This is a genomic window from Achromobacter sp. Root83 (genome assembly GCF_001428845.1).
Taxonomy (GTDB): Bacteria; Pseudomonadota; Gammaproteobacteria; order Burkholderiales; family Burkholderiaceae_B; genus Achromobacter.
In genome coordinates this window covers 483,058-495,075 of the sequence record NZ_LMIU01000022.1, presented here as the reverse complement: position 1 = coordinate 495,075, position 12,018 = coordinate 483,058, and the positions used below count along the sequence as shown (strand labels likewise).

The following is a 12,018-nucleotide window of genomic DNA, read 5'->3' as shown; positions in this document are numbered from 1 at the left end:
GCATCGAGGTTGCTCGCAACCACGGCGCCCGCGCCGCCGGGCTACGNCCCCGTCGTCATCCTCGTCCAGGCCTTCGGCCTTCCCTTCGGATTCCCTCGGGCGCATCGAGGTTGCTCGCAACCACGGCGCCCGCGCCGCCGGGCTACGAGGTTCTTGGTTTGTTGCGCTACAAGAGCTGTGGTCAGGGAATGAAATCTGCGGGGACGCCGATTGCAGCCGCGCGGGCGGCAGCAATCGGCATATGGCATTGGGGCGTCGAGGGGGTGTTCGCTTTCGCGAATGCGGTGGGCGGTTTGCTAAGGGTGCTCGCCGTTGGGGAGGGGCGGTGATGGGCGGCGCGCGATGGCGAGCCGCTTGCTCCTGCAAATTCTCTCGCGCGCGCCGCCCATCGGGCGCCGGGGTTCAAGTGATGATTAGTGGCGGCTCAGGTGTCAGGCACCTCGTGACGAGGTCTGATCCATGTGTAGCGGCACCGATGGCGAGACGCGTGAGGCTGCGTAGATTTGGGTAAGAACCCGGATCTTCCGCAGCCACACGCGAAGCGTCATCATCGCGACGCAAAACACCGCCAAAGCCCCCGAGGCCGCCCGCGCGGCCGACCAGGGGCAAGCAACGCAAGATCTTTCGCAAGCGAAAAAATCGTGGCAAGAACCCAGCCACAGAGCAGCCACACGCGAAGCGACACCGTCGCGACGCAAGACAAAGCGTAAGCCCCCCAAGGCCGCCGGCGCGGCCGGCCGGGGGCGGGCACCGCAAGATATTCCTCTACCCCCCACCGTGGGTGAGAACCTGAAGAACCCAACTCGCCCCAGCGTCCGTGAAGCTGAAACCAAAAAAGCCTGGCGTGGCGGGGGCCTGGGGGTGCGGGGCGTCAGATAAGCCCGAGGGAATCCGAAGGCAGCCGCCACGCCCGGCGTCTTAAGAACTCCCTAACCCGCCACAAAAAACACACCAAACAAATCTCACTGCCGCTGATAAACCTCAGCCCCCTTCTTCACGAACTCCACCGACTTCTCCTGCATCCCCTTCTGCAACGCCTCCTTCTCGCTAACCCCCTGAGCCGCCGCATAATCCCGCACATCCTGCGTGATCTTCATGCTGCAGAAATGCGGACCGCACATCGAGCAGAAGTGCGCCACCTTCATCGAGTCCTTCGGCAGCGTCTCGTCGTGGAATTCCTTCGCGGTATCCGGATCCAGGCCCAGGTTGAACTGATCGTCCCAGCGGAATTCGAAACGCGCCTTCGACAGCGCGTTGTCGCGGATCGCCGCGCCCGGATGGCCCTTGGCCAGATCGGCTGCGTGCGCCGCGATCTTGTACGTAATGATCCCGTCCTTCACGTCCTTCTTGTTCGGCAGGCCAAGGTGCTCCTTGGGCGTCACATAACAGAGCATCGCGGTGCCGTACCAGCCGATCAGCGCCGCGCCGATGCCCGACGTGATGTGGTCATAGCCCGGCGCGATGTCGGTCGTCAGGGGCCCCAGCGTATAGAACGGCGCCTCGTGGCAGTGCTCAAGCTGCAGCTCCATGTTCTCCTTGATCATCTGCATCGGCACATGGCCGGGGCCTTCGATCATCACCTGTACATCGTGCTTCCAGGCCACCTGGGTCAGTTCGCCCAGCGTCTTCAGTTCAGCGAATTGCGCCTCGTCGTTGGCGTCATAGCCCGAACCCGGACGCAGGCCGTCGCCCAGCGAAAAGCTGACGTCATAGGCCTTCATGATTTCGCAGATCTCTTCGAAGCGCTCGTACAGGAAGCTCTCCTTGTGGTGCGCCAGACACCACTTGGCCATGATCGAACCGCCGCGCGACACAATGCCCGTCATGCGATCGGCCGTCATCGGAATGAACGGCAGGCGCACGCCCGCATGGATCGTGAAATAGTCCACGCCTTGCTCGGCCTGCTCGATGAGCGTGTCGCGGAAGATCTCCCAGGTCAGGTCCTCGGCCTTGCCGTCCACCTTCTCCAGCGCCTGATAGATCGGCACCGTGCCGATCGGCACGGGCGAATTGCGGATGATCCATTCGCGGGTTTCGTGGATGTGCTTGCCGGTAGACAGATCCATCACCGTGTCGCCGCCCCAGCGGATCGCCCAGGTCATCTTTTCCACTTCCTCGCCAATGCCCGAACTGACCGCGGAATTGCCGATGTTGGCGTTGATCTTAACCAGGAAATTGCGGCCGATGGCCATCGGCTCCACTTCGGGGTGGTTGATGTTGGCCGGAATGATGGCGCGGCCGAGCGCGATCTCGTCTCGCACGAACTCGGGGGTGATGGCGGCCGGAATGGCCGCGCCGAACGACTGGCCCGGGTGCTGGCGCAACAGGCGCTTGACCATCTTCTCGCCGTCGGGACCGCTGTCGCGCAGCGTCTGCAGATAGTGCTCGCGGCGCAGGCTCTCGCGGATCGCCACGTACTCCATTTCCGGCGTGATGATGCCCCGGCGCGCGTAATGCATCTGCGAGACATTGGCGCCGGACGTGGCGCGGCGCGGCGGCCGCTGCAGGTCAAAGCGCATCGCCGTCAGCTTGGGATCGGTCAGGCGTTCCTTGCCGTAGTCGCTGGTCGGGCCCGACAGCACTTCCGTATCGCCGCGCTCCTCGATCCACGCGCGGCGCAATTCGGGCAGGCCGCGACGGATATCGATTCGTACCTCGGGGTCGGTGTAGGGGCCGCTGCAGTCATAGACGGTCAGCGGCGGATTCTTTTCCCCGCCGAACATCGTTGGCGTATCGTCCTGCTCGATCTCCCGGAACGGCACGCGGATGTCGGGGCGCGAGCCGATTTCATACACGCGGCGGGATTTGGGCAGCGGTGCGACGGCCGCCGCGTCGACTTCGGCGGTAGCGGCCAGGAATTTGGGATTGGCGTTCATTGAAAGCTCCAAGCGAGTGGTTGGAGCCGATCGGGAATGGACTCCCGCCAGGCGTGCGAGGACGCGTGGCGGGAATACGGCTCCCAGCATCGGCATTATCCGTACTGGTACGAAGGGACTCTCTCAACACGTCGCCGCCCTGAAAGCGGGACGAGTACCCCTGCGCGAAAGCGAAGTATAGAGCCTCAACTGACCGGCATTCCAATGGCTGGGTTCTGGGCTGGGTCTTGGCCGGATCATGTCCTGATCATGGCGCGGTGCGAAGGCCGCGCCGCCTCATGGGACACAGCCCAGGGCAGGGCTCGTATTACTGCATTACATTTGGATTCAGACTGGACAGACGGCGTCATGCAGGTTCGGTACACTTTTTGCTGCACGCCGCGTGTACAGTCTTAGTGTCTTACCGTCCGGCATCAGTCCATTCAAGAAGGAAACGAGCATGCAACTGAATCTACGCACATTGGCGCCCGCCTTGGTTGTCGTGACGTTGGCGCTAGCGGGTTGCAAGACCGCCCCGACTAAGTCCGGCGCCACGACCACCCCCGAAGCCGGCCAGCAATCCGCGGCCACCGCCACCGCATCGCGGGTGGATTTCTATCTGGCCAAGCGTGAGCCTGGTCCTGGCCTGCGTGAACTCAGCCTGCCCGATGGCAAGCTCTATCTTCAGGAAACGCCGGTCCTGACGCGCGCCGATCTTACCGACGCCGCCGCCCTCGTCGACCGCCAAGGCCAGAACTTCGTGGGTCTGCGCTTCTCCGAAGCCGGCACGCGCAAGCTCACCAGCGTCAGCACTAACAATGTCGGCAGCGTGCTGGCATTGGTCATCGATCAGGAACTCGTCGCCGCGCCGCTTATCGGCGAGCCGCTGAATCGCGGTGTCCTGGCCTTTGGCGTGCCGTCGGCCCAGGCCGCTTCCGAGATCGCCGCCAAGATCCGCGGCGACGCGGCGGCCGCGCCTGCAGGCGGCACGGCTCCGGCTCCGGCGCCCGCTCCCAAGCCCTGATTCGTCCGGCAATGAAAAAGCCGCGGTCGTATCGACCGCGGCTTTCTTATGTCCGGCCGCCGCAAGGCAGCAACGGCAACGTCCGGGGGCAGCGCGTGAAAAGGGGCTTTTCCTTCGGAATCAGCCGATCTTGCGTCCGCGCGGCTTGATGCCACGGCGAAGCAGCGCCGTTTCGATGAAGGTCTGTGTCAGCGCCTCGAGCATCATGCGATCGTCGGGCGTGAGCGATTCAAACTGCGAGGGCGAGATGTTCGGGTAGGGCCAGGGCGCCATGGGGCGCTGCCGGCCTCCCGGACGCGGCGTGGACTCGGCCACGCCCGAGGCGGGCAGCGTGTTGCTCAGGTCGTAGCCGTCCATGGGCAGCTCCATGGGACCCTTGCCGGTCTCGAGCCATTCGACCTCGATTTTCAGAACCTGCGCCAGTTTTCGGGCGGAGCGGCTGGAATGCCGCAAACCACTTTCGTAGCTGCCGATTGCACTTTGCGAAATGCGCACTAAACGGGCAAGCGCCTTCTGCGTGTGACCACGCAAGAGACGTGCATGCTTCAGTCGGTCTGAGAATGTTTTCACAAGGCGATTGAAGCTTGCGGATCGGGCACTTTGGTAGTTATAAACATTACCTAGGTGATATGTGTGGAGGGCTGCGCAATGCAGGAACGTGGCAGCGTCTTCGTCGTGCAACTCGACGAAATGACGGGCACCAACCCCGCCGCTGCGTTGCGTCGGATGCGGTGGCAGGTTCGTGTCTTCGATTCCCCGATGGCACTGCGGGAGCAATTGTCGACTCAGGTCGCGGACGCCCTGGTGCTGCGCGGCGCAAGCGCGGGCATGCCCGAGCTGGTCGCGTCCCTGCGCCGCGCGGCACCAGGCGCCGCCTTGGTCTGGCAGGCGTGCGGCGTCACCGCCGTTGAACGCGCCGCGGCCCTGGATGCCGGTGTCGACGCCTGCGCGCCGGGCGGCATGGAATCATTGGAATGGGATGCCCTGTTGCGCAGCCTGTACCGGCGCGCGCGACGCGGCGCAGGCTTGTGGCGCGTCGACACGCCCGAACGCGTGCTGGCCGGCCCCGCCGGTGAACGCCTGCCCCTGACCGCGCGCGAACGTGCGTTTTTTGTCCGGCTGCTCAATGCGCCGGGGCAATGCCTGCACCGAGAGCGCTTCTTTCCTGGCGATGCGCGTAACCCCCTGGACGGGGCGCGGCGCGTGGACGTGGTCGTGTCGCGGCTGCGCAGCAAGGCGCGGCGCTTCAACATGGAACTGCCGGTGCTCGCGGTGCGCGGCTGGGGGTACATCCTGATGCCGCACGGCGTCGCCACGGTGCAGCCCTGGCCGGACAAGTCCTAAAGCACGACCAGGTTGTCGCGGTGCATGAGCTCGGGTTCTGTCATGCTGCCCAGGATGCGCGCGATCTGCGACGAAGGCTGACGCAGGATGCGGCGCGTGTCCACCGACGAATAATTGATCAGGCCGCGAGCGCACTCACGCCCTTCGCTATCCACGCAGGCCACCACGTCGCCGCGGCCGAACTCGCCTTCCACTTCCATGACGCCGATGGGCAGCAGGCTCTTGCCTTCGCGCAGCAGCGCCTGCACCGCGCCGTCATCGAGCACCACGCGCCCGCGCAGCCGCAGATGGTCGGCCAGCCATTGCTTGCGTGCGGACCAGACCGGCAGGACGGCGCGCAGTTCGCTGCCGATGCACTCGCCCTGAGCCAGCCGCGTCAGCACATTGCGTTCGTGGCCCGATGCGATGACGGTGTGCGCGCCGCTGTGCGCCGCGCGCTTGGCCGCCAGTACCTTCGTGAGCATGCCGCCGGTGCCGATGCCGCTGCCCGCGCCGCCCGCCATGGCTTCCAGGGCGGGATCGCCGGCCTGGGCGTGCGACATGAACTTGGCGTCGGGGTTCTTGCGGGGATCGGATTCGTACAGGCCGCGCTGATCCGTCAGGATGATCAGCGTATCGGCTTCGATCAGGTTGGTGACCAGCGCACCCAGCGTGTCGTTGTCGCCCAGCCGGATTTCGTCGGTGACCACCGTGTCGTTTTCATTCACGATCGGAACCACGCCCAGGCGCAGCAGCGCGAACAGCGTGCTGCGCGCATTCAGGTAGCGGTGGCGGTCGGCCAGGTCTTCGTGGGTCAGCAGGATCTGCGCGGTGCGCAGGCCGTACTCGGCGAACGCCGCTTCATAGGCCTGGCACAGTCCCATCTGGCCCACGGCCGCCGCGGCTTGCAGCTCGTGCATGACGGACGGGCGCTTGCGCCAACCCAGCCGGGCCATGCCCTCGGCGATGGCGCCGCTGGAAACCAGCACGACCTGCTTGCCCTGCTTGTGCAGCGCGGCGATCTGCGCGGCCCAGTGCGCCACGGCGGCGCGGTCCAGGCCACGGCCTTCGTTGGTGACCAGCGACGAGCCGACTTTGGCAACGAGGCGCTGGGCGTTGGTGACGACGGAAACGGCAGGTGATTCAGCAGACATGATGGGGGCCGGCTGCGGCAGGAAAAGACGTAATCGTAGGGACTGCGATTATGGCTTATTCGTCGCCGCCGCGCGGCGCGGCGGGCTTGTCTGCATCCGTGCGCGTGTCATCGAAGCGGGGGTCTGGCGCCACATAGGAGCCATCGGCCTGATCCTGCGACAGGTGTTCCTTTTCGCGTTCGGCGTCCAGGTAATCCTGCAGCGCGTAGAGCAGGTCTTGCGTACCCTCGCCCGACAGGCCGGAAATGCCGAAGACCGGCCCCTTCCAGTCGTAGAGTTCCAGAAAGCGGCGCTGGGTATCCTCGGGGTCGGGCACCATGTCCAGCTTGTTCAGGATCAGCCAGCGCGGCTTGGCGGCCAGTTCGGGATCGTAGCGGCGCAGTTCTTCAACGATGGCGCGCGCGTCGATGACGGCCTGCTCGACAGGGTCGGCATCCGGATCCGGCGTGGACACGTCCACCAGATGCAGCAGCACGCGGGTGCGCGCCAGATGGCGCAGGAACAGGTGCCCCAGGCCGGCGCCTTCGGAGGCGCCTTCGATCAGACCGGGAATATCGGCCACCACGAAGCTGCGCGACGGCGAGGTGCGCACGACGCCCAGGTTGGGGTGCAGCGTGGTGAAGGGGTAGTCCGCGATCTTCGGCTTCGCATTGGAGATGCGCGTGATCAGCGTGGACTTGCCGGCGTTGGGCAGGCCCAGCAGGCCCACGTCGGCCAGCACCTTCAGTTCCATGCGCAGGTAGCGGTGTTCGCCTTCCTTGCCGGGCGTCCACTGGCGGGGCGCGCGGTTCAAGCTGGACTTGAAGTGGATGTTGCCCATGCCGCCCTGGCCGCCGGCCGCCAGCACGACTTTCTGTTCGTGCGTGTTCAGGTCGAACAGGACTTCGCCGGTTTCGGCGTCATGGATGATCGTGCCCACCGGCACGCGCAGGGTGATGTCCGGAGCGGCCGCGCCGTACTGGTCGGAGCCGCGGCCGTTCTCGCCGCCCTTGGCGCGGTGCAGGCGCGCGTAGCGGAAGTCGATCAGCGTATTGATGTTGCGATCGGCCACCGCATAGATGGTGCCGCCGCGTCCGCCGTCGCCGCCGTCCGGGCCGCCCTTGGGGATGAATTTTTCGCGGCGAAAGCTCGCCACGCCATTGCCGCCTTTGCCGGCGACCACTTCAATGGTGGCTTCGTCTACGAATTTCATGGTGTATGCGCGTGTAGATAAGTGAGGGCCGCGCCGCAGGCTTCGGGCGCCGCCGGGAGGGCAGTGGCTACAGATTACTGGCCATTCTGCCTTGAAACAAAAAAGCCCTGCCGCATGCGACAGGGCTTTTGCCGTTCGAGAACGCGGCGAACCGCGTTGCTGAGCTTGCTGGTCCGTGGACTTGGTGTCCGCGGACCCGCAAACTGCAGGCTCGCTATCCGATTACTCGGCAGCGATGATCGAAACGGTCTGCTTGTTCAATGCGCCCTTGAAGCCGAATTGAACCTTGCCGTCGACCAGCGCGAACAGGGTGTGGTCCTTGCCCATGCCGACGTTCACGCCGGGGTGGAAGCGAGTACCGCGCTGACGCACGATGATCGAACCAGCGGGAATCAGTTCACCGCCAAAAGTCTTGACGCCCAGACGCTTTGATTCTGAGTCGCGTCCGTTCCGCGTAGAGCCGCCGCCCTTTTTCTGTGCCATGTTTAGCTCCTGCTAAGTGGTACCGAGTCGCTTCTTAAGCCGTGATGGCTTCGATGCGGATTTCGGTGTAGTTCTGACGGTGGCCCTGATGCTTCTGATAGTGCTTGCGACGGCGCATCTTGAAGATCTTGACCTTGTCGTGGCGGCCTTGCGCAAGAACCGTTGCCTTGACCACAGCGCCGGAGACGAGGGGCGTGCCAACTTTCAGTTGGTCGCCTTCGCCCACGGACAGCACTTGGTCCAGGGTGATTTCTTGCCCAATGTCTGCCGGTATCTGTTCTATCTTGAGTTTTTCGCCAGCGGCAACGCGATACTGCTTGCCACCGGTTTTTACGACCGCGTACATGGGGTGTTCCTTAAATAGGTAAATGGGTTCATTTACGCTGCCCGCCCTGCTGGACGGGATTGCCGCTACTGGAAGAGTCCGGTGTCTTTGGATGCCTGGAGGTGGATGCCTGCAAGGCAAGACGTGGAAAACTCTGAACCCAGAGGGTTAACGTAAACAACCGACGTAATTCGGGCATTGCTGACCGAATCCGAGATATTAGCCCGGAGATTTCAGAAAGTCAAAAAGCCGTTGCAGGCTAAGGGCTTAGGTGTGGCGCGGAGGCTTCAGGCGGCCGGCAGGACCCGTAGCGCCAGGTCGCGGGCCACCCGGCGGATGCCCTCCTGCAACTCGAGCCGGCGGGCGTCGTCCAGCCGGTCGGTGGGGATGGAAGTGCTGACCGCGACCCGCTTGCCCAACGCCGTCACGCCCACGTAGGCCGCGTAGCAGACCAGGCCGGTGGCGACTTCTTCCAGATCCTGGGCAAGGCCCGAACGGCGCACATCGTCCAGCTCGCGGTTGAGCGCGGCCATGTCGGCGATCGTGCGGTCGGTGACGCGGGGCAGGGCGGCGGGCAGGCAGGCGTGCAGCTCGTCGGGCGACAGGCTGGCGAGCAGCGCCTTGCCCAGCGCGCAGGCGTGCGCGGGCAGGCGCAAGCCCAGGTCCGACACCAGCCTGACCGGACGGCGCGCGTCCTCGCGGGCAAGATAGACCACGTCGAACCCGTCCAGCACCGCCAATTGCACGACTTCGTTGCTGCGCGCAACGAACGCGCTCGCCGTTTGCTGGAAGGCGGCCTGCAGGCCATCTTGGCGTAGATAGGCAAAGCCCAGGGCCATGAGTTCCAGCCCGACGATGTAGCCGCCGTCCCGGCGTTCGATCCAGCGGCGTTGCTCGAGGCAGTCCAGCAACAGATACAGCGTGCTCTTGGCGAGCTGGCAGGCTTGGGCCAGTTCCGCGGCTTTGACAGGGGCGCGGCGGTTTGCCAGAACCCGCAGGATGTCGTGAGTGCGGCGGATGGCGGGAACGTCGTAGTCATTGGCCATGTGGGCGTAGATTCCAATATATTGGACGTCAAGTCATTATGTTGGACATGATAAATGAAGTCCCCTAGACTGCTTTGCACCGTATTGGAATGCGGCACACAAGGCATTAAAGGTGGAGACCAATGAACCAAGACAACACATTGCCTTCCGATCTGTCGAAGGCGCTGCTGGTGGGGCGCGTATGGCGTCCGGCGCCGGCGGATGGGCCCAGCGTCGTCGTGGTGCGCGAAGGTCAGGTGATAGACATCACGGCCGTCGTCCCCACGGTATCGGACCTGCTGGACCGTCCCGACCGCGTGGCGCTCGCGGCACGCGCCGAAGGAGAATCGCTGGGCGATGCACGGAGCTTGATGGCCGCGGCCTTGCAAGGCAAAGGCGGCCTGCGCCTGTTAGCCCCCTGCGATCTGCAACCCGTCAAGGCGGCCGGCGTCACCTTCGCCATCAGCCTGCTGGAGCGCATGATCGAGGAGCAGGCCGGCGGCGACGCTACCCGCGCCGACGAGATCCGCGTGCGGATGCAGGCGCTGGTCGGCTCCGACCTGTCGCGCCTGCGGCCGGGCTCGCCCGAAGCGGCCAAGCTGAAGGCGGAACTGCTTGAACGCGGCCAATGGTCGCAATACCTGGAAGTGGGCATCGGCCCCGACGCGGAGGTCTTCTCCAAGACGCCGCCCATGGCGTCGGTGGGCTTCGGCGAGCGGATCGGCGTGCTCCCGGAATCCCAGTGGAACAACCCGGAGCCCGAGATCGTGTTGGCGGTCGACAGCCGGGGCGAAGTTGTAGGCGCCACCCTGGGCAACGATGTCAACCTGCGCGACATAGAGGGCCGCAGCGCCTTGCTGCTGACCAAGGCCAAGGACAACAACGGGTCTTGCGCGATTGGCCCGTTCATCCGGCTGTTCGACGGCGATTTCAATATGGACAGCGTGCGGCAGGCCGACGTGTCGCTGCGCATCGAAGGCCCCGACGGGTTCGAACTGGATGGCGTGAGCCACATGCGCGAAATCAGCCGGGACCCGCTGGATCTGGTGCGCCAGACCTGCGGCGCGCATCATCAGTACCCCGACGGCTTCATGCTCTTCCTGGGCACCATGTTTTCGCCCAGCCAGGACCGCAACGGTCCCGGCACCGGCTTCACCCACCGCCTGGGCGATCGCGTCGTGATCGCGTCCGAGCGCCTGGGCGCGCTCGTGAACGACGTCCAGCTCGCCACGGAAATCCCGCCCTGGACATTCGGCGTGCGTGCGCTGTACGCCAATCTGGCCGCGCGCGGCCTGCTGCCGCGCGGGCGCTGATCCGGCCGGAAGGGCGGCGCGGGCACGCCGCGCCAGACCGGGCGCCGCCGATTCCGGCCGCGCCCGGATTTCCCCGTGCACTCCCCGTATAATCCGTGGTCGAATCCCCCGCCTCCGCTGGCGGGCCCAGCGGTAAGAGCCGTCACGCGGCTCGCTTCACACTTGTCGGATACGTCTTGAATCTCCCCGCGCTCATTGCCCCCATTGCTGACGATATGAAAGCCGTCGATGCGGTTATCCGCGAGCGGCTGAATTCCGATGTCGTCCTGATCCGCACGATCGGCGACTACATCATTGGGGCGGGCGGCAAGCGCATGCGCCCGGCCATGGTGCTGATGGTGGCACGCGCGCTCGGGTACGAGGGCACGCATCACCAGTTGCTGGCCGCCGTGGTGGAATTCATCCACACGGCCACGCTGCTGCACGACGACGTCGTCGACGAGTCCGATCTGCGCCGCGGCCGTGAAACCGCCAATGCCGTGTTCGGCAACGCCGCCAGCGTGCTGGTGGGCGACTACCTGTATTCCCGCTCGTTCGAGATGATGGTCGAGGCCGACTCGATGCGCATCATGAGCATCCTGTCCGAAGCCACCACGGTGATCGCCGAAGGCGAGGTCCTGCAACTCTTGAACGTGCACGACCCCGACGTCTCGCAAGAACGCTACCTGCAGGTCGTGCGCTACAAGACCGCCAAGCTGTTCGAGGCCGCCGCCCAGGTGGGCGCGGTGCTGGCGGGCGCCACCCCGGAACAGGAAGCCGCCGCCGCCGCCTATGGCCGCCATGTGGGCACCGCGTTCCAACTGGTCGACGACGTGCTGGATTACAGCGGCGACGCCGCGGCCCTGGGCAAGAACGTGGGCGACGACCTGCGCGAAGGCAAGCCCACCCTGCCGCTGATCCGCGTCATGGAAGTGGGCACGCCGGCACAGCAGCAACTGATCCGCGACGCCATCAAGACGGGCGACGCCGACTTCGCCGCCGTGGCCGCCGCCATTCAGGCCACCGACGCGCTGGAGCATGCCCGCCAGGCCGCCGTGGCCGAGGCCGATCGCGCCCGCAAAGCCCTGTCGATCTACCCCATTTCCCCTTTTCAAAATTCTCTGTTAGAATTCTGCGCTTTCGCGGTGAATAGAGATCGTTAGCCGAAAGGCGGCGGGAAAGTCACTGAAAAAAGCTTGATCACTGACACATGATCACTGAAGGCAGTTCCGAGAGATCGGATGAGCCGATAGTGAAAGTGAAGAAAGCCGCGAAGAGAATCAGCAGCAGAATCTGGCAGCACTGAGCGCCGTCAGGTTGGTAGTAGTAAGAGTCGAAGTAGTAG

At 64.8% G+C, this 12,018-nt stretch carries 11 protein-coding genes; 4 read left to right on the top strand and 7 right to left on the bottom strand.

The window, feature by feature from the left end; genetic code table 11:
* Positions 1-962: 962 nt before the first annotated feature.
* On the bottom strand, positions 963-2,876 hold the full coding sequence (thiC, locus tag ASE30_RS18035) for a phosphomethylpyrimidine synthase ThiC (protein ID WP_057285638.1): 1,914 nt from the start codon (positions 2,874-2,876) through the stop codon (positions 963-965).
* Between the two features lie 439 nt (positions 2,877-3,315).
* Between thiC and ASE30_RS18030 the strand changes: the two genes are divergently transcribed.
* On the top strand, positions 3,316-3,879 hold the full coding sequence (locus ASE30_RS18030; RefSeq protein WP_057285637.1) for a hypothetical protein: 564 nt from the start codon (positions 3,316-3,318) through the stop codon (positions 3,877-3,879).
* Between the two features lie 120 nt (positions 3,880-3,999).
* Here the strand turns inward: ASE30_RS18030 and ASE30_RS18025 are convergent, their stop codons facing one another.
* Positions 4,000-4,449 carry a helix-turn-helix transcriptional regulator gene (locus tag ASE30_RS18025; protein WP_200964445.1) on the bottom strand — a complete coding sequence of 150 codons (450 nt, stop codon included), beginning with the start codon at positions 4,447-4,449 and terminating at the stop codon, positions 4,000-4,002.
* A gap of 78 nt (positions 4,450-4,527) precedes the next feature.
* Between ASE30_RS18025 and ASE30_RS18020 the strand changes: the two genes are divergently transcribed.
* Positions 4,528-5,223: a response regulator transcription factor gene (locus ASE30_RS18020; RefSeq protein ID WP_057285636.1), complete on the top strand. Its 696-nt coding sequence runs from the start codon at positions 4,528-4,530 to the stop codon at positions 5,221-5,223.
* Here the strand turns inward: ASE30_RS18020 and proB are convergent.
* The 5 genes from proB to ASE30_RS17995 form a co-directional block, all read right to left on the bottom strand.
* Entirely contained in the window at positions 5,220-6,356 is a 1,137-nt protein-coding gene (gene proB, locus ASE30_RS18015) for a glutamate 5-kinase (RefSeq protein ID WP_057285635.1), read from the bottom strand. The genes ASE30_RS18020 and proB overlap by 4 nt on opposite strands.
* Positions 6,357-6,411: 55 nt before the next feature.
* Positions 6,412-7,548, bottom strand: a complete 1,137-nt coding sequence (obgE, locus tag ASE30_RS18010; RefSeq protein WP_057285634.1) for a GTPase ObgE — start codon at positions 7,546-7,548, stop codon at positions 6,412-6,414.
* Between the two features lie 222 nt (positions 7,549-7,770).
* Positions 7,771-8,031, bottom strand: coding sequence for a 50S ribosomal protein L27 (gene rpmA / locus ASE30_RS18005; protein ID WP_057285633.1), 261 nt, complete (start codon positions 8,029-8,031; stop codon positions 7,771-7,773).
* Positions 8,032-8,065: 34 nt separating this feature from the next.
* Positions 8,066-8,377, bottom strand: coding sequence for a 50S ribosomal protein L21 (gene rplU, locus ASE30_RS18000; protein WP_057285632.1), 312 nt, complete (start codon positions 8,375-8,377; stop codon positions 8,066-8,068).
* A 266-nt stretch (positions 8,378-8,643) separates the two neighbouring features.
* On the bottom strand, positions 8,644-9,402 hold the full coding sequence (locus ASE30_RS17995) for an IclR family transcriptional regulator (RefSeq protein ID WP_057285631.1): 759 nt from the start codon (positions 9,400-9,402) through the stop codon (positions 8,644-8,646).
* 122 nt (positions 9,403-9,524) lie between these two features.
* Here ASE30_RS17995 and ASE30_RS17990 point away from each other — a divergent pair, with 122 nt between their 5' ends.
* Positions 9,525-10,694 carry a fumarylacetoacetate hydrolase family protein gene (locus tag ASE30_RS17990; protein WP_057285630.1) on the top strand — a complete coding sequence of 390 codons (1,170 nt, stop codon included), beginning with the start codon at positions 9,525-9,527 and terminating at the stop codon, positions 10,692-10,694.
* Between the two features lie 176 nt (positions 10,695-10,870).
* On the top strand, positions 10,871-11,836 hold the full coding sequence (gene ispB / locus ASE30_RS17985) for an octaprenyl diphosphate synthase (RefSeq protein ID WP_057285629.1): 966 nt from the start codon (positions 10,871-10,873) through the stop codon (positions 11,834-11,836).
* The last annotated feature ends 182 nt before the right edge of the window (positions 11,837-12,018 follow it).